24 protein-coding genes are annotated in these 20,967 nt (G+C 70.5%); 8 read left to right on the forward strand and 16 right to left on the reverse strand.

Translation table 11 applies throughout. The features are described from left to right. Positions 1–127: 127 nt before the first annotated feature. A complete protein-coding gene (gene ppk2, locus NCG93_RS17005) occupies positions 128–985 on the forward strand; it encodes a polyphosphate kinase 2 (RefSeq protein WP_194412932.1) in 858 nt (285 codons plus the stop codon). A gap of 2 nt (positions 986–987) precedes the next feature. Here ppk2 and NCG93_RS17010 read toward each other — a convergent pair whose 3' ends face one another. From NCG93_RS17010 to dinB, 6 genes are all read right to left on the reverse strand, one after another. Next, positions 988–1,629, reverse strand: a complete 642-nt coding sequence (locus tag NCG93_RS17010; protein WP_194412933.1) for a nitroreductase family protein — start codon at positions 1,627–1,629, stop codon at positions 988–990. 147 nt (positions 1,630–1,776) lie between these two features. Then, a complete protein-coding gene (locus NCG93_RS17015; protein WP_194412934.1) occupies positions 1,777–2,337 on the reverse strand; it encodes a dihydrofolate reductase family protein in 561 nt (186 codons plus the stop codon). Position 2,338: 1 nt separating this feature from the next. Then, positions 2,339–3,154 (reverse strand): alpha/beta fold hydrolase, encoded by an 816-nt coding sequence (locus tag NCG93_RS17020; protein ID WP_194412935.1) that lies wholly within the window; start codon positions 3,152–3,154, stop codon positions 2,339–2,341. A 55-nt stretch (positions 3,155–3,209) separates the two neighbouring features. Further along, positions 3,210–3,932 (reverse strand): helix-turn-helix transcriptional regulator, encoded by a 723-nt coding sequence (locus NCG93_RS17025; RefSeq protein ID WP_194412936.1) that lies wholly within the window; start codon positions 3,930–3,932, stop codon positions 3,210–3,212. 114 nt (positions 3,933–4,046) lie between these two features. Further along, on the reverse strand, positions 4,047–4,934 hold the full coding sequence (locus tag NCG93_RS17030) for a zinc-ribbon domain-containing protein (protein ID WP_194412937.1): 888 nt from the start codon (positions 4,932–4,934) through the stop codon (positions 4,047–4,049). A gap of 28 nt (positions 4,935–4,962) precedes the next feature. Next, positions 4,963–6,159 carry a DNA polymerase IV gene (gene dinB, locus NCG93_RS17035; protein ID WP_194412938.1) on the reverse strand — a complete coding sequence of 399 codons (1,197 nt, stop codon included), beginning with the start codon at positions 6,157–6,159 and terminating at the stop codon, positions 4,963–4,965. Between the two features lie 148 nt (positions 6,160–6,307). Between dinB and NCG93_RS17040 the strand changes: the two genes are divergently transcribed. After that, positions 6,308–6,451 carry a hypothetical protein gene (locus NCG93_RS17040; RefSeq protein ID WP_194412939.1) on the forward strand — a complete coding sequence of 48 codons (144 nt, stop codon included), beginning with the start codon at positions 6,308–6,310 and terminating at the stop codon, positions 6,449–6,451. Positions 6,452–6,490: 39 nt separating this feature from the next. Here the strand turns inward: NCG93_RS17040 and NCG93_RS17045 are convergent, their stop codons facing one another. The 4 genes from NCG93_RS17045 to NCG93_RS17060 all read right to left on the reverse strand — a co-directional run bounded on the left by NCG93_RS17045 (position 6,491) and on the right by NCG93_RS17060 (position 8,789). Beyond that, complete coding sequence (locus tag NCG93_RS17045; RefSeq protein ID WP_194412940.1) at positions 6,491–6,700, reverse strand: DUF2188 domain-containing protein; 210 nt, start codon at positions 6,698–6,700, stop codon at positions 6,491–6,493. Positions 6,701–6,789: 89 nt separating this feature from the next. Next, positions 6,790–8,082 (reverse strand): cytochrome P450, encoded by a 1,293-nt coding sequence (locus NCG93_RS17050; protein WP_194412941.1) that lies wholly within the window; start codon positions 8,080–8,082, stop codon positions 6,790–6,792. Between the two features lie 13 nt (positions 8,083–8,095). After that, positions 8,096–8,401, reverse strand: coding sequence for a hypothetical protein (locus NCG93_RS17055; protein ID WP_241741587.1), 306 nt, complete (start codon positions 8,399–8,401; stop codon positions 8,096–8,098). Between the two features lie 214 nt (positions 8,402–8,615). Beyond that, complete coding sequence (locus NCG93_RS17060) at positions 8,616–8,789, reverse strand: hypothetical protein (RefSeq protein ID WP_194412942.1); 174 nt, start codon at positions 8,787–8,789, stop codon at positions 8,616–8,618. Positions 8,790–8,913: 124 nt separating this feature from the next. Between NCG93_RS17060 and NCG93_RS17065 the strand changes: the two genes are divergently transcribed. Together NCG93_RS17065 and NCG93_RS17070 are read left to right on the forward strand one after the other, a co-directional pair. Then, positions 8,914–9,282 (forward strand): VOC family protein, encoded by a 369-nt coding sequence (locus NCG93_RS17065; RefSeq protein ID WP_194412943.1) that lies wholly within the window; start codon positions 8,914–8,916, stop codon positions 9,280–9,282. A 104-nt stretch (positions 9,283–9,386) separates the two neighbouring features. Then, entirely contained in the window at positions 9,387–10,985 is a 1,599-nt protein-coding gene (locus NCG93_RS17070) for an L-serine ammonia-lyase, iron-sulfur-dependent, subunit alpha (RefSeq protein ID WP_194412944.1), read from the forward strand. A 131-nt stretch (positions 10,986–11,116) separates the two neighbouring features. Here the strand turns inward: NCG93_RS17070 and NCG93_RS17075 are convergent, their stop codons facing one another. Continuing rightward, positions 11,117–11,701: a thymidine kinase gene (locus NCG93_RS17075; RefSeq protein ID WP_194412945.1), complete on the reverse strand. Its 585-nt coding sequence runs from the start codon at positions 11,699–11,701 to the stop codon at positions 11,117–11,119. A gap of 165 nt (positions 11,702–11,866) precedes the next feature. On the opposite strand from NCG93_RS17075, the gene NCG93_RS17080 reads away from it, so the two are divergent. The 3 genes from NCG93_RS17080 to NCG93_RS17090 are packed head-to-tail and all read left to right on the forward strand — an operon-like array spanning position 11,867 to position 14,519. After that, positions 11,867–12,862, forward strand: a complete 996-nt coding sequence (locus tag NCG93_RS17080) for a DUF2804 domain-containing protein (RefSeq protein ID WP_194412946.1) — start codon at positions 11,867–11,869, stop codon at positions 12,860–12,862. A gap of 20 nt (positions 12,863–12,882) precedes the next feature. After that, positions 12,883–13,788, forward strand: a complete 906-nt coding sequence (locus NCG93_RS17085) for an ABC transporter ATP-binding protein (protein WP_194412947.1) — start codon at positions 12,883–12,885, stop codon at positions 13,786–13,788. After that, positions 13,785–14,519 carry an ABC transporter permease gene (locus NCG93_RS17090; RefSeq protein WP_194412948.1) on the forward strand — a complete coding sequence of 245 codons (735 nt, stop codon included), beginning with the start codon at positions 13,785–13,787 and terminating at the stop codon, positions 14,517–14,519. Before NCG93_RS17085 ends, NCG93_RS17090 begins: the two co-directional genes overlap by 4 nt. A 109-nt stretch (positions 14,520–14,628) precedes the next feature. On the opposite strand, the gene NCG93_RS17095 is transcribed toward NCG93_RS17090, so the two are convergent. After that, positions 14,629–15,069 (reverse strand): MarR family winged helix-turn-helix transcriptional regulator, encoded by a 441-nt coding sequence (locus tag NCG93_RS17095; RefSeq protein WP_194412949.1) that lies wholly within the window; start codon positions 15,067–15,069, stop codon positions 14,629–14,631. 42 nt (positions 15,070–15,111) lie between these two features. Between NCG93_RS17095 and NCG93_RS17100 the strand changes: the two genes are divergently transcribed. Next, on the forward strand, positions 15,112–16,923 hold the full coding sequence (locus NCG93_RS17100) for a DUF2207 domain-containing protein (RefSeq protein ID WP_194412950.1): 1,812 nt from the start codon (positions 15,112–15,114) through the stop codon (positions 16,921–16,923). A 3-nt stretch (positions 16,924–16,926) separates the two neighbouring features. On the opposite strand, the gene NCG93_RS17105 is transcribed toward NCG93_RS17100, so the two are convergent. The 4 genes from NCG93_RS17105 to NCG93_RS17120 are packed head-to-tail and all read right to left on the reverse strand — an operon-like array spanning position 16,927 to position 20,901. Then, positions 16,927–18,411, reverse strand: a complete 1,485-nt coding sequence (locus NCG93_RS17105; RefSeq protein WP_194412951.1) for a sodium/solute symporter — start codon at positions 18,409–18,411, stop codon at positions 16,927–16,929. After that, positions 18,408–18,920 (reverse strand): DUF485 domain-containing protein, encoded by a 513-nt coding sequence (locus NCG93_RS17110; RefSeq protein ID WP_308212194.1) that lies wholly within the window; start codon positions 18,918–18,920, stop codon positions 18,408–18,410. The genes NCG93_RS17105 and NCG93_RS17110 overlap by 4 nt, the downstream gene beginning before the upstream one ends. Next, positions 18,917–19,660 carry a LytR/AlgR family response regulator transcription factor gene (locus NCG93_RS17115; RefSeq protein ID WP_194412952.1) on the reverse strand — a complete coding sequence of 248 codons (744 nt, stop codon included), beginning with the start codon at positions 19,658–19,660 and terminating at the stop codon, positions 18,917–18,919. Before NCG93_RS17115 ends, NCG93_RS17110 begins: the two co-directional genes overlap by 4 nt. Then, the gene (locus NCG93_RS17120) at positions 19,657–20,901 is read right to left on the reverse strand and encodes a sensor histidine kinase (protein WP_194412953.1); all 1,245 of its coding nucleotides are present in this window, start codon (positions 20,899–20,901) and stop codon (positions 19,657–19,659) included. The genes NCG93_RS17115 and NCG93_RS17120 overlap by 4 nt, the downstream gene beginning before the upstream one ends. Positions 20,902–20,967 lie beyond the last annotated feature (66 nt).

Raw genomic sequence — 20,967 nt, forward strand, 5'->3', positions numbered from 1 at the left:
CGGCTGAACAGATGCACGGTGCATAGTGTGGGCGGCGCGGCGGACAAGACGCCGGGAATCGATGGCGATCATGAACGACCGCAGAGGCGCGACCAGGACGCGCACGGCGCGATCCAGGGCGAACTGAATGTCCACGAAGAAGGCGACCACCTCGTCGGTCAAACGCCTGCCCAAGGGACTGTACGAGGCTGAGCTCGAGCGTCTGCAGGTGGAGCTCGTGGAGATGCAGCAGTGGGTCGCGGCATCCGGCGCACGCGTTCTGGTGATCTTCGAGGGGCGCGACGCCGCGGGCAAGGGCGGGGCCATCAAACGGGTGGTGCAGTACCTGAACCCGCGACATGCGCGCGTCGTCGCGCTGCCGAAGCCTTCCAAGAAGGAGCGCGGCCAGTGGTACTTCCAGCGCTACATCGAACGGCTGCCCACCAAGGGCGAGATCGTCCTCATGGATCGGTCCTGGTACAACCGTGCGGGAGTGGAGCATGTCATGGACTACTGCTCCGAAGAGCAGTATCAGCTCTTCCTCCGCCAGTGCCCGATCGTCGAACGCCTGCTGATCGACGACGGGATCATCTTGATCAAGTACTGGTTCTCCGTCTCGGACGACGAGCAGCAGGCGCGTTTCGCGTCGCGGCTGGGCGACCCGATGCGTCGCTGGAAGCTCTCTCCGACGGATCTCGAGTCGATCCTGCGGTGGGAGGACTACTCGCGAGCGAAGGATGCGATGTTCGCCGCGACAGACACGTCGGAATCGCCGTGGTGGACGATCGAAAGCGATGACAAGCGCAGCGCGCGGTTGAACGTGATCGGACACCTGCTCAGCAGCATCCCGTATCAGCATCTCGAGCTCGAAGACGTCTCGATTCCCGATCGACCGGACGCCGACGACTATCAACGACCACCCGTCGAGCAGTTCCGGTACGTTCCCGACCTCGCCGGCCGGCTCCTCAAGACCAAGAGCAAGCAGCGCCGGTCAAAAGCGCGCTGACTTCACCAACCGTCGATGTGCAGAACGTCGTCCAGTGGCGCGCGGTGCGCGGGTCGGAAGTCCGTGCCCACGGTGTACGCGACGGGTAGCAGCACGCCTTGGCGTACGGTCGGCGGGATGCCGAGGAGCTCGGCGATCTCGCGCTCGTATGCGAGATGGAGGGTCGTCCACGCGCTGCCGAGGCCGCGGGCCCGCAGCGCGAGCTGCAGACTCCAGGCGGCAGGCAGAAGCGATCCCCACAGACCGGCCTGGCTTCCGGGTTCGAAGTCCTCGCCTCCCGCATAGATCGCACCGATCACCAGGACGGGGACGTCCGCCATATGCTCGGCCAGGTAGTCGGCGCTCGACGAGACCCGCTGCTGCACGGCCTGGCGCGTCGGGTCGGCGTAGGTCCGGCCACCGGACGCGCGGTACCGCGCGAACGATTGGGCATACAGTCCGGCGATCGCCGCGCGCTTCTCCGGGTCGGTGACGACGATCCAGTGCCACGTCTGAGCGTTGCCGCCCGTCGGTGCCTGCAGCGCCACCTCGAGCGCTTCGCGGACCACGTCGAGCGGCACGGGGCGCTCGAGGTCGAGCCGTCGCCGCACGGAGCGGGTCGTCGTCAACAACTCGTCGGGGCTCAAGGGGAGGGCGTCGCTCATAGGTCGACGTTATCGGGCGGTCGGGATCGGTCGGCGAACTCCGCCGTCGCACTGATCGCGCGGCGTCACGCAAGCGAATGTGGGGCCTCTTGCCGGCCGGGGCTCCTCGAGTGCCTGACGGCGCCCGAGCCGGTCGAGCAACGTCTCTCAGCGGCGCTGGTAGACCGTGAGCAACGTGCTGTCGCCGTAGACCGTAGCTTCGGTGAGCGTCCATGCGGTCTTGTCGGGTGTATGCGCCCACAGGGTACGGCCGTGGCCGAGGATGACCGGGGACGCCATGAGGTGGATCTCGTCGACCAGATCGTGGGCGAGCAGACTCTGGGCGAGCTGGATGCTGCCCGCGACGGAGATCTCGCCGTCGATCTCGCGCGTGAGGCGTGGCACCTCCTCGGCCATGTCGCCGCTCAGCACCGTCGTGTTGGTCCACGCCGGATCGGTGAGCGTGCCGGAGACCACGAACTTCGGCATGGAGTTGTATTTGTCGGCCAGTTCGCCTTCGTACTGCGGCCACGCTTCGGCGAATCCTTCGTAGGTCTTGCGGCCGAGGAGCAGCGCCGCCGCCCCCAGTGCCTCCCGCTCCTTGAACGCCTCGCCTTCGGGGCCGCGGTCGAACTCGAAGCTCCAGTTCGCGTACCTGAAGTCTTCGCCGCCCGGTGCTTCTACCACCCCGTCAAGTGAGATGAACTCGGTCAGCACGATCCGTCCCATGTCAGTTCTCCTTGATGAACGCGCGCAGCGCGGCGGCGAGGACATCGGGCGTGGTGCTGTGCTCCTGCCCGGGCACCGGCTGCAGGGTCGCAGCGGGCAGGTGAGCGGCGACGGCGCGGGCACCGGCGACCATGGCCGGCCACGTGTCGATGCCGTGCATGACCAAGACGGGTACATCGACGCCGTCCCAGAGCTCGGCGCGCAACGGCTTGCCGGAGAGGGCGTCGCCCACCTGGCGGCCGTCGTACGCGATCGTCGGTGCGATCGCCTCCAGCCCCTGCCACCAGTCCTGCCCCCGCATCCCGTCGACCATCTCCGGCGGCATCATCACGGCTGCGGTCATGAACAGGGCGACGGCGTCACCGGGTCGACCGTCGGCGACAGCGGCATCGAGACGCTCGACGTAGTCCTCCGGCAGGGGAGGGCGGGCGTCGTCGACGGCTGCGTTGGGCTCGAACAGCGCGATCCGCGCGATCGGAACACCGGCCTGGGCCGCGTTGAGGGCGAGGTTGCCCCCCGACGACCAGCCGAAGACCGTGGCGGGACGACCGTGACCCACGTGCTCGATGATCGCTGCCAGGTCCTCGAACTCCCGCTCGACGGCATAGGGAGCGGTGTCGCCGCTCTCGCCGCGACCGCGACGGTCGTAGTCGATCACGAGGAACTCGTCGGCCAGCAGCGCGGCCGTCGGTGCATTCTCCGGCGTCGTGGCGCGGGACGCGGTCGCCCCATCGACGATGACGATCGGGTCTCCGTCGCCCCACGCTGTAAAGGCGATGGTGGTTCCGTCTGCCGATGTCACGGTGCCTTCAGGCATGGTGCTGTCTCCTCTTGGGCTTCGCGGGGGTGTCGATCACCGCCACGAGATGAGGCTACGAAGCACCCGGGTCGTCGGGCTTGTACAGAAGCGACAGGGGAGTGGAGGCACCGTCGGGTTGCCGCAGCTGCGTCGCGGTACGGCCGATGAACCGCTGGAGCGACCGCGCGAGGTGGGGCTGGTCGTAGTAGCCGAGCTGGTGGACGACATCGAGCGGCAAGGCTCCCGCGCTGAGCAGCACCGCCGCCTCCCGCGCGCGCTCGATCTGCCGGATCGCCCCCTGGGTGAGCCCCGTCGCCGCCGCGACGCGGCGCTGCACCGACCGTGAGCCGACGCGTGCGACCCCACCCCACACCACGTCGTCCACCAACGGGTCGCGGACGAGGACGCCGGCCCGCACGAGCTTCTGCACGAGCAGTTCGGCATCGTCCAGATCGGGGATCTCCCAATCCTTGCCTCCCAGAAGGAACGTTCGCTCGGTGACGTGCCGGCTCTCGCGCTGGCCATCGACGAGGTCCGCGACGGGAAGGTGCGGCATCGACGTGCCGTGGGAGAGGGTGATCCCGAAGGATGCCGAGTCCGCCGTGATCTGCACCGTGGAGGCGGCGGTCTCCGGCCCGCGGACCGCGGCGTGGACTGCTCCCGCGTCGTCCCAGAAGACCAGCTCCCACGTCGACGTGGCCACCGAGGTCATGGTCTCGACTCCCGATGTGCGACCGCGCCAGACCCGCGCCACGTACGGCGAGTCAGAACTGCGGTCAACGCTGTCGATCGGCATCCCGAGCCTCTCCGGCGAGCACGGAGACGCGCCGCCACGTGTACACGATAGGAGTCGCTCCGGCATGCCGTCGTCCTTCGGCCCACGTCGGATCGAGCGAGGACGCTGGACGCGTCACGAGAGGTATGGGTCCACGAGCAACGCACCGCGGATGTCCCGGAGCGTGTCGATGAGACGCTCGAGACCTGACCGATTCCAGGTCGCCAGCTGCAGGTCGAACGGGCCGAGCGGTTCGAGCTTTCCGGTGCGGATGCGCACGACCTCCCACTTCGCACTGCGCAGCGCGCGGTCCTTTCGCCGGTCGGTGTCCTCGCGCTTGCCGACGTGCTCGAGGCCATGCCGGCCGGTGCTGTCGTACTCGATGGCGACGCGCAGTTCGGGAAGGAGGATGTCGGGCCATACCTCCACGTGATCGAAGAAGGGCCGCGCGACCCGTACCGCGTTGAACCCCGGCGTGAGCGACAGGCGTGCGAACAGGTCGGCGCGCAGCTGGGCTTCGATCGCCGAGGCGGGCTTCGGCGCACACTCCGAATGGAACGGCTCGCCGACGGGCAGATCGGGTGTCTTCGTGCACACGCGCTGCTTTCGCTTCGGCATCCTCGGCCGGAGAACGGCGCGCTCGACCGGGTTGGCGATCGCGGCGGGCACGGGAGAGTCCGGAGCGGTGACCACCTCGCGCATCGGGAGGGCCCGCACGGGTCGGGCGAGGTCCGCACAGTCAGGACACCACGCGGAGCGTCGGCGCTCGCGGCCCGGGCGGTTGCGCTGCTCGTCGGGCGTGGCGGCGAACTTGTGGCCCGCTTCGCACTGCCACAGCAGCAGCACGTCGGCCGCCGGCGGGACTTGGCTCAGCACGATCCCGGCATTGAGCTCGGGGTGGTACTGGCGGATGAGAGCGGGAAACGGCGCCCACGCCTCCCGATAGCTGCCGACCGGGTAGGGCACCTCCGCGCCCTTGGAGAACTGGCGGCGCGCCCACCACAGTTCGACACGCTCGGCCATGGCAGCAGAGTAAGCGCGGCCGGCGACATCACTCGTGCTCGGGCAGCACCGGCGTCGACCAGCCCGGGTCGCGACCGAGCTGCGCGGCCCGCGAGACCGACGTCGCACCGAAGCGATCGCGCACCGCGTCGAGCACCGTGTCCAGGCGCTCACCGTCGGCCCAGTCGATCGGCAGCTCCGGCTGGATGCTGTCGGCGCGCCCCAGCTGCGACAGCGAGATGCCGATCAGCGTGATGCCGCGTTCCGAGATCTGGGGCTGCGCGGCGGCGAGCAGGCCCCGCGCGACCTCGAGCAGCACGGCGGTGCGGTCGGTCGGGAACCGGACCGTGCGTGAGCGGGTCGCCTTCGCGTAGTCGCCGTAGCGGAGGCGCAGCACGACCGTGCGGCACACGCGGTCCCGCTCACGCAGGCGGCGGGCGAGTCGATCGACGATCTGAGTGAGGAAGAGGTCGAGCTCCTCGGCTGAGCGGGGGCGGTTGCCGAGCGCCCGTTGCGAGCCGATGGATCCCCGGCGCTTCGTGGTGTCGACGGGGCGAGGATCCCGCAGGCGCGCCAGCGCGTGCAGGTGCGCGCCGGTCGCCTTGCCGAGCAGCCTTTCGGCGGTCGCCGCTTCGAGTTCGGCGAGCTCCCCGACGGTGTGGATGCCGAGCCGGTGCAGCTTCTCGGCGGTCACGGCGCCGACGCCCCAGAGCCGTTCGACCGGCAACGGCAGCAGGAACGCCTCCTCGCGCTCGGGCTCGACGACGAGCAGCCCGTCGGGCTTGCTGACGGCGCTCGCGACCTTGGCGAGGAACTTGGTGCGCGCCACCCCGACCGAGATCGCCAGACCCACTTCGGCATGGACGCGCTGACGCAATCGCACGGCGATCTGCTCGGGCGTCCCGGCGATGCGTCGGAGGCCGCCGACCTCGAGGAACGCCTCGTCGATGGAAAGCCCCTCCACGAGCGGCGTCGTGTCGCGGAAGATCGCGAAGACGTCGCGACTGGCGGCGGAGTAGGCGTCCATGCGCGGGGGCACGACCACGGCGTCTGGGCAGAGGTCGCGCGCCTGGCGGCCACCCATCGCGGTGCGCACGCCACGCGCCTTTGCTTCGTAGCTCGCCGCCAGCACCACTCCACCGCCGACGATGACCGGCCGGCCACGCAGTGCGGGCGTGTCGCGCTGCTCGACCGAGGCGTAGAAGGCGTCGAGGTCGGCGTGCAGCACGGTCGCCTCGCCCCGCATCCCACCCTCCCGCCGATCGCCCCGTGCGGATCATCGCACCAACCGGCGACACCACACCTCGTGCGTCGGGTCAAGCCCCCAGACGCGGTGGCGCCCAGCGGATATCCCTGTATTCCAGACAACCGCCACTGCTTGAAGGTGAGCAGCCATGAACCCGATCGGATCCGCTCTCCGCTCCTTCCGAGACGCGCTGAGGAAGCTCTTCGACCGCCGGCGCCCGCGGCGAAGCACCTGGAAGGCCACGCTCGCCGACGTTCGTCGCGCCGAAGAGCATCACTTCCCGATCGCGTGAACGCCTCCGCCGGGCGCCGCGCGAAAGCCCCGCGGCGCGTCAGTCCTCGGCGGGGTCAGTGATCACGCCGGTGGGCTCGGCATCCTCCACGACGTGCCGCCAGCCCAGCTCGTCGGCGGTCGTGCGCCCCGCATCGATCGCCTCTTCGCGGCTCGAGAAGCTCTGCGAGAGGTCCGGCCGTTCGGCAACGGACACCTCCCACTGTCCGCGATTCGAACGGGTGACGACGGTCTGCTCGGTCTCGGCCATGATTCCTCCTGTCAGATCCCGCTATCTTCGGCGGCGCAGATCGACCCGTCGAGTGGGTTGACCGCGGCGTGGGATGCCGCATCCCGCCGTCAGTGGACCGGGCAGTGCGACGGCGATCCGTCGGCCCGCACGCGTGCTCCCGATCTCGGCATCGTCGGGAGCCGGCGGCGGTTCACGGTGAGGCCCGAGTCCAGGACCGTCAGCCGCGGGTCGCTCAGCGCGGCGATCGCCGTCGCGAGGCCGGTGATCGCGATCTTCTCGCCCGGGCAGCGGTGGCCGGTCGCCACCTCGCCACCGCCGTGAGGGATGAAGGTCGTCAACTGCTCGTAGTCTTCGATGCCGCGGAAGCGTTCGGGATCGAACGTCGCCGGGTCCTCCCATGAACGGGCATCCGTGTCGGTGCCGAGGATGTCCAGGACCACGCGCCCGCCGGTCGACAGGTGCTGCCCGTCGAGCTCGACGTCCTGGATCGCCCATCCCGGGAGCATCGGCACGAAGGGTGCAGTGCGCCGGATCTCCTGCGCGAACATGACGGCGAAAGGACCTCCGACGAGCGTTCCCCGTTCCGCCGTCTTGGCCGCGATGCGCGCCCGCCACTCGGGCCGGTCGTGCAGTTCTTTCGCGGCGAAGGCCACGAAACGAGCTACGGCGATCGTGGGCCGGAGCGTGTTCTGAAGCTCCACCCCCGAGAGCCGCGCGGGCAGGAGCTCGCCGACGCGGTCGCGGTGCCAGGCCCAGGAATGAAGCGCCGTCCCCTCGCGCGCCGGGAGCTCGCCCGCGCGCACGGCCTCGATCAGCCGCCGCGCGTGCCGGTCCGACCAGAGCCGGTTCGCGACAGCTGCCACGTAGGCGGGGGAGTAGGGCGCGCCGAAGCCGTCGACGATCTGCGCCAGACGCGCCGCCCAGCGGGTCATCGCCGCGGCCGTGCCCGGCAGTCCGGCCCACGCCATGATCGCCCGGCCCAGCGCACCGACCGCGGCGTCGTAGGCCGTACGCTCTCCGCCGCGCACCCACGCGTCGAGCTCGTCGCGCCACTCCCGCTCGAGCAGCGGCTGCAGGCGTTCGACCTCGGCATCCTCGTAAGCGACGTCCACGAACGTCGCTTTGCGATGGCGGTGTTCGTCGCCGTCGAGACTGTGAACCGAGCCATGTCCGAACAGGGTCTCCTGCACGACAGCGGGCATCGCGCCGTGGCGGGCGATGCGCGTCTCGTCGTAGAACAGCGCCACGCCGTCCGAGCCGCGCACGAGGAGCGCGTCACGGCCCAGCAAGCGCATGGGTGCGGATCGCGCACCGTCGCGCACCCGCCGCCACACGCGCTCGCCGAAGTCGTAGCCGTGGACGAGGACCGCGAGCGACTCGTCGGCGAGAGGACGCCTCATCGCCCCGGCCGCATCAGCGGCGGCCGGGCTTCACAGGCGGACGATGGGGGATCGGTATCGGCCGCGTCGTCCCGGTGCTGCGGCGACCATGGCGGATCAGGTCGCGCAGCACCGCGTCGGCCGTGCGGTAGTGGGTGGGCAGACCGACGGGGTTCAGCCACAGCACGTCGACGCCGTCGAGCGGAGCCTGGCTGATGCAGGCGACGAGGCTCCTCGCGTCGCTCGTGGGGACATGCGCGTCGCGGATGATCCACGTCGACTGATCCACGCGCTGCAGGTCGTACTGTCGTCCTGTCGGACGAGCCTGGGGTTCGAGCATCACCATTGTTCGCTCACCTCTCCTGTCCGGTGCCGGACCATGGCGATGCGGATATCGCTGTTCTCATTTGGTGCCTCCGCGCTGATGCAGCGAGTCGATTGTCGCCGACGACGAGCCGGGAGCCGCCGGGGTTGACAAACGGCGTTCGGCGCGTCAGACGCGATGCAGCAGTCGACGGAGAGCGCGATCGCCTCTCTGTCCGCGGGGCAGCGGGCTACTTGCGCGGGCCGCTGTCGATCCGCTGGGCCGCAATGGGAAGGGCCACCGCGAGTGAGATGCACAGCACTCCGGCGACGAACACCAGGGCCGGCAGGAACGGCGCCGCGAAGGCCGAGCCCACCAGGTACATGCCGCCGATGAGCAGGATGAGGTAAAGGACGAAGAGCATCGCGCACCCTCTCTCGAACCGCCTCCGTCGCGTGCGCGCGGGGCTGCTACCTGCCTATCGCACCGCCGCCGGATGCGCCAGAGGCAATGGTGCGCCGATACGCGCGCCGGGGCAGAATGACGCCATGAGACTCGTCCAGGTCGCCCAGCACGCCGACGACCTGGAGCGCGCCGCCGCCTTCTACACCGACCTGCTCGGCGTGGCGCCCACGGCGCTGTTCGATCCGCCGGGGCTCCTCTTCTTCGACCTCGAGGGCGTCCGGCTGCTGCTCGACCGCGGGGCTCCGACAGCACTGCACTACCTGCGGGTCGACGACGTGCGCGAGGCCGTCGAGCGCCTTCAGGAACGCGCCCGCGTGGTGACGGCTCCCCACGTGATCTTCACGCACGAGGACGACTCCCTCGGCCCAGCCGGCCACCAGGAGTGGCAGGCGTTCGTTGAGGACTCGGAGGGCAACACGGTGGGGCTCGTGTCGTTTCATCCGCGGGCGTGAGCGATCACTCTGCACCGTCGGATGACCCTGGCCGAGGCATCCTGCCCCTCACGACTCGGTAACGGCAGGCAGATCGCACCGGCGACCGCGTTAGCCTGGTGGCGATGAACGCCTACGTCTCGGCGTTCGAGCTGTTCTCCATCGGCGTAGGACCCTCGAGCTCCCACACGGTCGGACCCATGCGGGCCGCCCACGACTTCGTCGTCCGCCTGCGCGAGGCCGGCGTGCTGCCCCGGGTGGGGCGCGTCACCTGCACGCTGTACGGATCGCTCGGCGCCACCGGCATCGGCCACGGCACCCCGGACGCGGTCGTGGCGGGGTTGAGGGGGCTGGAGCCGGAGACGGTGGATCCGGATGCTGTCCGCTCGGCGTGGAGCGCCTGGCCCGACGGGCAGTCGCTCGAACTCGCGGGCATCCGCACCGTGCCGTTCGCCCGGGGCGATGTCGTTTTCGCGCCGCGCACGCGGTTGCCCGGCCATCCCAACGCGATGACGCTGGAAGCGTGGGCGTCTCCCGATGACGGACCCGCGCGCCCCACCGCGGTGGCAGGGCTGCGCGAGACCGGAGCCCCGTCCGTCGCACCCCTCGTCGACGTGTCGGATGCCGGACTCCTCGCCCGCGAGACCTACTACTCGGTCGGCGGTGGGTTCATCCGCCGCGAGGGCGACCAGTCGGCCCCGCACGGCGGGGGATCGTCCGCGCACGGGTTTCCCCTCGACTTCGCGAGTGCCGAGGAGCTCCTCGCGCTCTGCGACGAGCGCGGCATCACGATCGCCGAGGCCGCGCGCATCAACGAGGAGTCGCTGCGTCCCGACGACGAGATCGCCGCGAGGCTCGATCGCATCTGGGACGCGATGGCCGCCTGCGTCGAGGCGGGCCTCGGCGCCGGCGGCGTGCTGCCAGGCATGCTGGGCGTGAAGCGCCGCGCGGCATCCATCCGCGCGCAGCTCGAGGCCGCAGAGAAGGACGGTCGGCGAGAGCTGCCGGGTGAGTGGCTGGGAGCCTTCGCGCTCGCCGTCAACGAAGAGAACGCCGCGGGCGGACGTGTCGTGACGGCCCCGACGAACGGCGCCGCCGGCATCGTCCCCGCGGTGGCGATGTACTGGTGGCGGTTCCTGGCGGACTCCGGTCTGGGAGCGGGCAATGCGGTCACCCCGTATGGCGAGCTCGTCGGCAGCGCCCTGCTCGGCTACCCCGGTCAGGGTGCCACCGCCCCCGAGTCGGCGCACTGGAACGACGAGCAGGTCGCCGAGGCGAACCGTCGCCGCGGCATCCGTCGCTTCCTGCTCACCGCCACCGCGCTGGGCTCGCTGTTCAAGGCCAACGCGTCCATCTCAGGCGCGGAGGGCGGCTGTCAGGCCGAGGTCGGCTCGGCCTGCGCGATGGCGGCCGGGGGACTGACGGCAGTGATGGGCGGCACGAACCGGCAGATCGAGAATGCGGCAGAGATCGCGATGGAGCACCATCTGGGCCTCACCTGCGACCCGGTGGGCGGCCTCGTGCAGATCCCGTGCATCGAGCGCAACGCCATCGCGGCATCGACGGCGGTGACGGCGGCCCGGCTGGCACTGCGCGGCGACGGGTCGCACTACGTCTCGCTGGACGCCGTCGTGGAGACCATGCGGCAGACCGGCATCGACATGTCGCACAAGTACAAGGAGACGAGCGAAGGCGGGCTCGCGGTCAACGTCATCGAGTGCTGAAAAGCGGGCCGTGTTCGTTCTGAGCGAACACCGCAGCGCTTAGTAGTCGCGCGGCTCTGCGCGGAATAGTTCCGCGAAGAAGATCGGATGCCTCGTCCCGGCCGGGACGAGGCATCCGTCGTTCTGCGCCGCTACGGGCGCGCGGCACCTGTGAAATGGCGGCGGCACCGCGCCTGGTACGACTCGATGCCTCCCACCTGCTCGGTCGTCGGAATGAGGGGATCGCCGGTGTCGGCCGACGAGAGCCGCTGGTGGAAGGCCGCGTCCTCGCCGCACACCGCGCAGACGGCCGTGAGCTTGAGCACGTCCTCGGCGATCGCCATGAGCTCCGGCAGCGGCTCGAAGGGCCGCCCGTCGAAGGTGACGCAGAGGCCGGAGACCACCACATCGATGCCCTCGGCGACCAGTTCATCCACGGCGGCGACGAGGCCGGAGCCGAAGAACTGCGCCTCATCGACCGCGACCAGATCCAGTCCGCGGCCGTGCACCGAGCCGACCAGCGTCTCGACATCGGGCACCGACCGCGACGGCACGCTCAGCCCCGAGTGGGAGCTGACCTGGCCCTCGCCCCGGCGGTGGTCGAGCGCGTGACTCACGACCTCGACCGACAGCCCGGCGATGCGCGCGCGGCGGACGCGACGCAGCAGCTCCTCGGACTTGCCGGCGAACATGGGACCGGCGACGACCTGCAGCCTCGCCTGCGTGCGCGTGTGCATGGCGCCCACACTACGGCCGCCTAGGATCGAACCACCTCACCCGGACCGTCAGCAAGGACGCCGATGCCCGCAGAATCTCCCTCGCCCGCGCGCGTCCCGCTCCCGCCGGGCGCCGTACCCTCCGCACCGCGTGCGGAGGCGGCGGCCGTCGCTCCAGGATCAGGGATGACCGAGCGCGAGCTCACCGCGCGTGTGTCGCTGACCTTGCCGAATGGCCGCGTGAACCCGGACGCGATCGGCTGGGCGCGCCAGCCGATCGTGGACACGTCCGGCATCCGCCGCGGACGGGGGCGCAACAAGCGGTGGGAGTACTGGAACGTCACGACGCCGACGCACATCCTCGCGCTGACGGTGTCGTCGCTCGACTACGCCGCCGTGCACGAGGTGTGGGTGTTCGACCGGGCGACCGAGCGCACCTGGGGCAAAGCTGCGACCGTCCTCCCGGCACACGACGTCGAGCTGCCGGCCCAGGTCGAGGGCGGGCCGGCGCGGGCTCGGGCCCAGGACCTGAAGATCGACGTCGTGCCCGAGGTCGGCGGCACCCGGCTGCAGGCACGGATCCCGGACGCCTCGTTCGACGTGTTCGCCGCGCTGCCCGCGGGGCATGAGCGCCTGGCCGTCGTGGTGCCCTGGAGCAGGACGCGCTTCCAGTACACGGTCAAAGACGTCGCCCGCCCCGCCTCGGGGTCGGTCACCGTGGACGGCGCCACCTACGACGTTCCGGAGGGGGAGTCGTGGGCCGTGCTCGACCACGGCCGTGGCCGCTGGCCGTACGACATCCGCTGGAACTGGGGCGCGGGCTCCGGCATCTCGGACGGCCGGACCATCGGCATCCAGGTGGGCGGCAGGTGGACCGAGGGCACCGGTTCCACCGAGAACGCCGTCTTGATCGACGGACGACTGCACAAGATCCACGACGAGCTGGACTGGGAGTACGACATCGCCGACTGGCGGAGGCCCTGGCGGCTCACGGGCGGCGGGCTTGCGGCATCCTTCACGCCCTTCTACGACAAGGTGACCCGCACCAACCTCGGCGTCGTCGCCTCGCGCACCGACCAGTGCTTCGGCCACTGGGCAGGCACGTACGCCGTCCCCGCCGGCGAAGTGGTGCGCTTCGACGGCATCCTCGGGTGGGCGGAAGAGGTCCACAACCGCTGGTGACGCGGGTCTAGTCTGAGCGCATGGACGCCGTCAGCGTGCGCGATCTGCACGTGCGGCGCGGAAAGACCGAGGTCTTCACCGCGCTCGACCTCGACATCCCGCGCGGGCAGATCACCGGGCTTCTGGGGCCATCGGGCTGCGGCAAGACGACGCTGATGCGCGCGATCGTGGGCGTGCAGAAGATCGAGGACGGCACCGTGACCGTCCTCGGCGAACCCGGCGGATCGCGGGCGCTGCGCCGGCGCGTGGCGTACGACACGCAGGCGGCGTCGGTGTACGGCGACCTCACGATCCAGCAGAACCTGCGGTACTTCGCCCGGCTCGTCGGCGCCCGGCACAGCGACGTCGACCGCGTCATCGAGCAGGTGGGCCTCGCCGACCAGCGCGATCAGACCATCGATTCGCTCAGCGGTGGACAGGAGAGCCGCGTCTCGCTCGCCGTGGCCATGCTCGGTGCGCCGGAGCTGCTGGTGCTCGACGAGCCGACGGTAGGCCTCGACCCGCTGCTGCGGGCCGAGCTGTGGGAGGTCTTCCGCGGTCTCGCCGACGCGGGGGCGACGCTCATCGTCTCGAGTCACGTCATGGACGAAGCGCTGCGGTGCGACCGCCTCGTGCTGATGCGCGCGGGCCGCATCATCGCCGACACGACGCCCGACGTTCTGCTCGCCGACACCGGGACCGCGGATCCGGATGCCGCGTTCCTCGCGCTGATCGAACGGGACGCGCTTCGGCAAGCTCAGCGACCGGATGCGGCTCGGGCTGTGGATGAGTCCGATGGTGCCCAGGCGTCAGCCGACGACACCGACGAACCGCACCCGCTCACCCGCCGCGAGGCGCGTGAGCAGGCGGCGCACCCGCACTCGCCTGTCCCGGAGCGGGAGCGCCCGCCCGTTGAGCCCTCCTCGGATGAGGAGAGCGCTCCGTGAACGGCATGCTCACTCTCGCGACGGCCGGGCGGGTGCTCCGCCAGCTCAGCCACGATCCGCGATCGATCGTCCTGATGCTGGTGGCGCCGAGCCTTCTCGTCGGCCTGTTCGCGTGGCTGTTCAGCGACCAGGAGGGGGTGTTCGACCAGTTCGGCGGTCCGATCCTGGCGCTGTTCCCGTTCATCGTGATGTTCCTCATCACCTCGATCACGACGCTCCGGGAACGCCGGTCGGGAACGCTCGAACGCCTGATGACAACCCCGATCGCGAAGGCCGACTTCATCCTCGGCTACGGCCTCGCGTTCGGCCTGATGGCGACGCTGCAGGCCGTCATCACCGTCACCTTCGCGGTGTGGGTGTGCGGCCTCGAGGTCGAGGGGCCGCTCTGGCAGCTGGGACTCGTGGCCGTCGTGGACGCGATCCTCGGCACGGCACTCGGGCTGCTCGCGAGCGCCTTCGCACGCACCGAGTTCCAAGCGGTGCAGTTCATGCCGCTCATCGTGTTCCCGCAGATCATCCTCGGCGGCCTGTTCATGCCACGCGAAGACATGCCCGAGGCGCTCTACCAGATCTCGAAGGTGCTGCCGCTGAGCTACGCCATCGACACCATCAACGCCGTCACCGCAGGCGACGAGGGGTGGGACGTCTTCGGACCGCTCCTGGTCGTGGTGGCGTTCGCGGTCGGCGCGCTGATCCTCGCGTCGCTCACGCTCCGGCGCCGCACCGCCTAGGCGCCGGATCCCCCAGCTGCCGGTCCCTGAGCTTGTCGAAGGGCGCTTCGACAAGCTCAGCGACCGGGAGCGGCTCAGCGGCCGGGAACGGCTCAGCGACCGGGAATGATCAGCAGCTGGGCTGCTTCTTCCGCAGCTTCGCCGTGAGCTCGCGCAGCTGCGAGAGCTCCTCGTCCGAGAGCAGTGACATCCGCTCGGCGATGGCCTTGCCGTGGGCGCTGGCGATGCGGCGGAACAGCGATGCCCCGGCATCCGTCGCGTGCACGAGCGCCCCGCGCCCGTCGTCGGGATCCGCGCACTTCGTGAGCAGTCCGCGAGCCACCATGCGGTCCACCAGGCGCGACACGCTGGGCTGGCTGATGAGCATGTTCGCGGTCACGTCTCGCAGCCGCGCGGTCAGGTCGTCGGAGCGGGTGACGGTGAGGAGCACGTCGTACTCGGCCTGGCTCAGCTGCTCGTCGTCGAAGTCGCCGTTGATGTCGCCGAACACCTCGTGCTGGGCCCGGAAGAGGCTCTCCCAGGCGTCGATGGCGAGACGGCGGTCGGTCATATCGTCAAGAGTAGGGCAGGCCGAGGACCCTAGGCTGGCGGTATGTCGTCTTCGGTCTCCGCATTGCGCCGCCCTCGCCCCCCGCGGGTGATGGGGCGGATCGTGGGGCTGCTGCTCGCCGTCTTCATCGGCCTGCTCCTGGCGAGCGTCGGCGCCGCCCCGGCTCGTGCGGACGTCGATGACTTCTCGTTCGAGAGCCTCGATGTGGAGTACCAGCTCGGTCGCGCCGAGGACGGCACCAGCACGCTGACCGTCGTCGAGACGTTCGTGGCGCTGTTCCCCGAGTTCGACCAGAACCACGGCATGCGGCGGCAGATCCCGGACTCCTACCAGGGCGCGCCGCTGAACCCGCAGCTCGTCTCGATCACCGACGAGAACGGTGCGCCGCGCGAGGCCGAGACCGAGGCGGACGATGGTCTCTTCTCGATGACGTCTCGTGCGGACGGCTTCGTCCACGGCCGCCAGACCTATGTCTTCACGTACACCCTCGAGAACGTCACGCGGTATTTCGCCAACACCGGCTCTGACGAGTTCTACTGGGACGTGAACGGCACCGCCTGGCCGCAGTCGTTCGGGCGTGTCACGGCACGCGTCTCCATGTCGGACGGGGTGGATGCCGCGCGCACCGGTGCGCAGTCCTGTTATGTCGGCTACCAGGACGACACGCGCACGTGCGCCATCGCCGACGTCGACGGCGCGGTCGAGGCATCCGTCTCAGAGGTGCAGCCGTTCCAGACGATGACCATCGCCATCGGGTTCGAACCCGACACGTTCACGGAGTTCGACCCCGGGTACCTCTCCTCGCCGTGGGGCTGGCTGCAGGCGGTCGTGGCGCTGCTGGGACTCGGCACCGCCGTGGTGCTCGCCGCCGTCGGGCGTGCGCGGCATCTGCGCGACGAGCCCGGTCGCCCCGTGATCATCGCCGAGTACACCCCGCCGCGCGGCATCGACGCTCTCGAGAGCGCGGTGCTGCTCGGCCACACGACGAAGGCGATCCCGGCCGAGGTGCTCGAGCAGGCGGTGGTGGGCAGCATCCGCATCGAAGAAGGACCGGCGAAACTGTTCGGCGGCACGAAGCTGAAGGCCGTGCTCGTCGACCCATCGCTCGCTGACGGGGACGGACGGATGCTGCTTCCCGGCCTCTTCCCGACCGGCACGCCGGGCGAGGAGTTCGAGTTCGGTCGCACCGACACCCGCTTCTCGACGACGGCGCAGAAGGTGCTGAAGGCCGCCACGGCGGAGCTGTCGACGCGCGGACTGCGCCGTGCCGTGCCGGCGCGGGTGCGAGCGTGGCCCGTGGTGATCGCGATCGTGTCTGCGGTGCTGGTGCTGCTATTCGGCATCGGCGCCCTGGTGGCCTTCGTGACACCCGTGGTGCCGATCCTGCTCATCATCGGCGCGGTGCTCGTCGTGCTGGTGGTCGCCGGCCTGGTGTCGCGCAAGCCGCTCACCGCCGCCGGCGCCGAGGTGCGCGACCACCTCTTCGGGCTGAAGGAGTTCATCGACTGGGCTGAGGCCGATCGCATCCGGATGCTGCAGTCGCCGCAGGGCGCCGAACGGGTGCCGATCGATGTCTCCGACCCGCGCGTCAAGCTGAAGCTGTACGAGACCCTGCTGCCCTATGCCGTCGTGTTCGGCCAGGAGAAGAAGTGGGCCGACGAGCTGGCCGTGCTGTACGGCGAGGGCAACTCGCCCGGCTGGTACGCCGGGTCGTCGGGCTTCCACGCGGCCGCGTTCTCGGCCGGCATCTCGACGCTGTCGTCGTCGGCCTCCGCCTCGTCGTCGTCGGGAGGCTCGTCGGGTGGCGGTTCGGCCGGTGGTGGCGGAGGCGGGGGAGGCGGGGGCGGGGTCTGACCTTCAGCCCTCGAGGCCGTGCCGGCGGCGTGCCGCTTCCGGCACGTGCAGCCGCGTGAGGAACAGGTCGGTGCCGCGCGGGATCCCGCGCCGGTCGCCGCGTGAGACGAGCACGATCACGAGCACCGCGACCGGCACCGTCCAGGCCGCGGGCTGCTCGAGGAGCGGACGCAGCGCGGGCAGCCACGCCGAGACGATCCCACCCCCGAGGATGGCGACACCCGACAGCACCGCGCCGGTGAGCATGCCCGTGATCGCGCCGCGCGCTGTCAGCCCGCGCCACCAGATGCCGAGCAGGAGCACCGGACACAGCGTGGACGCGGTGAACGCGAAGACGAGGCCCACGCTGCCGGCAAGGCCGGCTGACTCCGTCGCCAGCGCGACGACGAGCGGCACGAACGACGACAGCACGGCGGCGATGCGGAAGCCTCGCACGCTGCCGCCGAGCAGATCCTGGCTGATCACGCCCGCGAGCGAGACGACGAGGCCCGACGACGTCGAGAGGAACGCCGCGAACGCGCCCGCGATGACGAGTGCCGTGAGCACGTCGCCCCACGGCCCGGGCACCAGCCGGCCGGGCAGCAGCAGGACGAGTGCATCGGCGTCATCGGAGTCAGCGAGGTCGGGCGCGAACGCCCTGCCGAGGAACCCGAACGCCGTGGGGAACAGATAGAAGACGGAGAGCAGCACGAGCACGATCACCGTCGTGCGCCGTGCCGCGACGCCGTCCGGGTTCGTGTAGAAGCGCACGAGCACGTGGGGGAGGCCCAGCGTGCCCAGCAGCAGGGCGACCATGAGCGAGACGGTCCGGTAGATCTCGAGGTCTCCGGGCCCGGCGGTCGCCGGGAACGCCTCGACGGGCGGCAGGGCGGCGGGAACGTCGCCCACCAGCAGCAGGATCGCCACCACCGGGATCGCGAGCGCGGTGAGCTTCAGCCAGAACTGGAACGCCTGCACGAAGGTGATGGAGCGCATGCCGCCTGCGGCGACCACGACCGCGACGATCACCGCGACGGCGAGAGAGCCCACCCAGGCGGGCAGCCCGGTGGTGATCCGCACGGTGAGTGCCGCACCCTGCAGCTGCGGCACGATGTAGAACCAGCCGATGACGATGACCAGTGTGCTCGTCACGCGGCGTGCCCACACCGACTCGAGCCGCGCCTCGGTGAAGTCGGGAATCGTGTACGCGCCCGAGCGCCGCAGAGGCGCGGCGACGAAGAGCAGCAGCATGAGGTACCCGGCCGTGTAGCCGATGGGGAACCAGATGCCCGCCGATCCGGTGAGCAGGATCAGGCCCGCGATGCCGAGGAAGGACGCCGCCGACAGGTACTCGCCGCCGATCGCCGAGGCGTTCCACCACGGCCGCACCGTGCGGCTCGCCACATAGAAGTCGCTCGTCGTGCGGGAGACGCGCAGGCCGTAGAACCCGATCAGCGCCGACGCGACCGCGACGGCGGCGATCGCGGTGTAGCCGACCGCGGGGTTCACTCCTCCTCCGTCAGCGATCGGTACCGCGCCTCATTGCGCGACGCCGCGCGCACATAGAGCGCCGCGACGGTGATGGCGAGCGGATAGACGCCTGCACCGAGCAGCAGCCACGACAGCGGCACGCCGGCAACGAAGGTGGTGTCGAGCTGCGGCACGAGCGCGATCGCGAGCACGAACAGGGCGGTCGCCACCGCGAACCCCACGGCGAACACGATCCCCAGCCGCAGCTGCGAACGGATCAGCGAGCGCACGTACACCCCGGCGATGTCGCTCGTGGGTGCATCGGCGTCGTTGCGCGGCACCCCTCGACCGGACGCCGCGGGCGATCCTGCCCGCGGCGCGGTGACGCGTACGCGAGCGGGCGACGGCGGCGCGGCGGTGCTCGCGGGCGGCGCAGCAGGCGAGGGGCGGGCGGCGTTGGGGGAGCCCGCCGCATCCGGGGATCCGACGCCGTGCGGGCCGGCATCGGACGGACCGCCCGCGCCACCGATGGAGGGCGTCGGCGTCATGGCCGTGGCCGGAGCGTCGTCGACTCGAGCCGCTCCCGCAGCGTGGGCAGAAGGCGCCGGCTCACCGGCAGCTCGGCACCGCCGACGACGACGCTCGGGTGGTCGCCGCCGAGCCGGAGGCGAGCGAGGTGCGGTATGGCGACGAGGTACGAGCGGTGGATGCGCACGAACGCGTCGGACCACTGCCGTTCGAGGTCCGACAGCGGCACGCGCACCAGATAGCTCGCCTCCTCGGTGTGCAGTCGCGCGTAGTCGCCCTGGGCCTGCACGTACCGCACCTCGTCTCGACGGATCATGCGCGTCGTGCCGCCCAGTGTGACGGCGATCATCTCGGGCTGCGCGGATGCTGCGGCATCCGTCGCCGGTGCGGCCTGGGCTTTCATCGCCTCGACGATGCGGGTGATCGAGCGGTGCAGTCGCTCGGTGCGCACGGGCTTCAGCAGGTAGTCGACCGCAGCCAGGTCGAAGGCCTCGAGCGCGCTGTCCTCGTCGGCGGTCACGAAGACGAGGGCCGGCCGGCGCTCGAACCGCTGCAGGGCGCGGGCGAGGTCGAAACCGTTGAGACCGGGCATGTGGATGTCGAGGAAGGCGGCGTCGACGGGCTCGCGCGTGAGCAGGCGGATCGCCTCGGCGCCCGACGACGCCTGATGGATGGTGCCGATGCGAGGGTCCTGCCTCAGAAGGAACGCCAGCTCGTCGATCGCGGGCTGCTCGTCATCGGCGATGAGCGCGGAGATCACGGGTGCCGCCTCCACTCCGCATGCACGGGAGAGGGGCTGGCCGGTGCGCGATCCGGACCGGACGCCGCCGTCATGCGACCTGGCTGCGACTTCGGGACCCGCATCCGCACCAGGGTGCCGGCGCCCACATTCGTCTCGACGACGAGTCCGTTCTCGTCGCCGTAGACCTGGCGCAGGCGAGCGTCCACATTGCGCAGCCCGACGTGCTCGCCCGGCGCACCGCCGGCGAGCGCGCGTTCCAACGCGGCCGGGTCGATGCCGACGCCGTCGTCCTCGACGCTGATCTCGGCGAACGCCCCCTGGTCGGAGGCCTCGATCGTGATGCGCCCGCCGCCCTCCTTCCCTTCCAGCCCGTGCCGCACCGCGTTCTCGACGAGAGGCTGGATCGACAGGAACGGCACGACCGTCGAGAGCACCTCGGGTGCGATCTGCAGCGTCACCTTCAGACGGTCGCCGAATCGCGCGCGCTCGAGCTTGAGGTAGCTGTCGATCGAGCGCAGCTCCTCGGCGACCGTCGTGAAGTCGCCGTGCCGACGAAAGGAGTACCGGGTGAAGTCGGCGAATTCGAGCACGAGCTCGCGTGCCTTCGCCGGGTCGGTGTTGATGAACGACGCGATCGCGTTCAGCGAGTTGTAGATGAAGTGCGGGCTGATCTGGGCGCGCAGCGCGCGCACCTCGGCTTCGGCGAGCGCGGCTCTCGAGGCGTCGAGCTCGCCGAGCTCCACCTGGGCGGCAACCCAGTCCGCCACCTCTCCGGTCGCGCGCACGAGGCCGGCTCGTGCGCGAGGCGCGAACGCGACGATGGCCCCCGCGGGCGCACCACCCGCGAGGATCGGCGCTGCCACGGCATCCATCTCCCGTTCTCCGATCCGGGTGCGACGCTGCAGCTGCGACCGTCCTGAAGTGCGCGCCTCGGCGGCCAGCCGACCGGCGACCGCACGCACGGCGTCGTCGCCCTCGACGGTCACGTGGCCGGCGCGATCGACGAGGGCGAGCGACTCGCACCCCAGCAGCGCGCGGAGATGCCGCCCGGCCCGCGTCGCGTCGCCTTCGGCGATGCCGCCACGCAGGTGCTGGGCAGCCCTGCTGGCGAGGTGGAGCGTCTGGTACGTCGCCTGTTCGACATCCGTCCCGAGGTCTTTCGAAGTGACGACGATGCGCCGGAGGAGGACGACCACGCCGACCGCGAGTGCCCCGGCGACGACGCCGGCGGCAGCGGCGAGCAGCATCGACTCGGGCATGCACGCCAGCGTAGCCGTCGTTCGTCGTCGTCGATCCGCCGTTCGTCGCACGGTGGACGCCGTTCA

Origin of the sequence: Microbacterium yannicii (assembly GCF_024055635.1) — a bacterium.
Lineage (GTDB): Bacteria > Actinomycetota > Actinomycetes > Actinomycetales > Microbacteriaceae > Microbacterium > Microbacterium yannicii.

Bases quoted from the DNA above. Each gene is read 5' to 3' on its own strand.
- ppk2 (WP_194412932.1), top strand. From the start codon at position 128: ATGTCCACGAAGAAGGCGACCACCTCGTCGGTCAAACGCCTGCCCAAG.
- NCG93_RS17010 (WP_194412933.1), bottom strand. From the start codon at position 1,629: ATGAGCGACGCCCTCCCCTTGAGCCCCGACGAGTTGTTGACGACGACC.
- NCG93_RS17015 (WP_194412934.1), bottom strand. From the start codon at position 2,337: ATGGGACGGATCGTGCTGACCGAGTTCATCTCACTTGACGGGGTGGTA.
- NCG93_RS17020 (WP_194412935.1), bottom strand. From the start codon at position 3,154: ATGCCTGAAGGCACCGTGACATCGGCAGACGGAACCACCATCGCCTTT.
- NCG93_RS17025 (WP_194412936.1), bottom strand. From the start codon at position 3,932: ATGCCGATCGACAGCGTTGACCGCAGTTCTGACTCGCCGTACGTGGCG.
- NCG93_RS17030 (WP_194412937.1), bottom strand. From the start codon at position 4,934: ATGGCCGAGCGTGTCGAACTGTGGTGGGCGCGCCGCCAGTTCTCCAAG.
- dinB (WP_194412938.1), bottom strand. From the start codon at position 6,159: ATGCGGGGCGAGGCGACCGTGCTGCACGCCGACCTCGACGCCTTCTAC.
- NCG93_RS17040 (WP_194412939.1), top strand. From the start codon at position 6,308: ATGAACCCGATCGGATCCGCTCTCCGCTCCTTCCGAGACGCGCTGAGG.
- NCG93_RS17045 (WP_194412940.1), bottom strand. From the start codon at position 6,700: ATGGCCGAGACCGAGCAGACCGTCGTCACCCGTTCGAATCGCGGACAG.
- NCG93_RS17050 (WP_194412941.1), bottom strand. From the start codon at position 8,082: ATGAGGCGTCCTCTCGCCGACGAGTCGCTCGCGGTCCTCGTCCACGGC.
- NCG93_RS17055 (WP_241741587.1), bottom strand. From the start codon at position 8,401: ATGCTCGAACCCCAGGCTCGTCCGACAGGACGACAGTACGACCTGCAG.
- NCG93_RS17060 (WP_194412942.1), bottom strand. From the start codon at position 8,789: ATGCTCTTCGTCCTTTACCTCATCCTGCTCATCGGCGGCATGTACCTG.
- NCG93_RS17065 (WP_194412943.1), top strand. From the start codon at position 8,914: ATGAGACTCGTCCAGGTCGCCCAGCACGCCGACGACCTGGAGCGCGCC.
- NCG93_RS17070 (WP_194412944.1), top strand. From the start codon at position 9,387: ATGAACGCCTACGTCTCGGCGTTCGAGCTGTTCTCCATCGGCGTAGGA.
- NCG93_RS17075 (WP_194412945.1), bottom strand. From the start codon at position 11,701: ATGCACACGCGCACGCAGGCGAGGCTGCAGGTCGTCGCCGGTCCCATG.
- NCG93_RS17080 (WP_194412946.1), top strand. From the start codon at position 11,867: ATGACCGAGCGCGAGCTCACCGCGCGTGTGTCGCTGACCTTGCCGAAT.
- NCG93_RS17085 (WP_194412947.1), top strand. From the start codon at position 12,883: ATGGACGCCGTCAGCGTGCGCGATCTGCACGTGCGGCGCGGAAAGACC.
- NCG93_RS17095 (WP_194412949.1), bottom strand. From the start codon at position 15,069: ATGACCGACCGCCGTCTCGCCATCGACGCCTGGGAGAGCCTCTTCCGG.
- NCG93_RS17100 (WP_194412950.1), top strand. From the start codon at position 15,112: ATGTCGTCTTCGGTCTCCGCATTGCGCCGCCCTCGCCCCCCGCGGGTG.
- NCG93_RS17110 (WP_308212194.1), bottom strand. From the start codon at position 18,920: ATGACGCCGACGCCCTCCATCGGTGGCGCGGGCGGTCCGTCCGATGCC.
- NCG93_RS17120 (WP_194412953.1), bottom strand. From the start codon at position 20,901: ATGCCCGAGTCGATGCTGCTCGCCGCTGCCGCCGGCGTCGTCGCCGGG.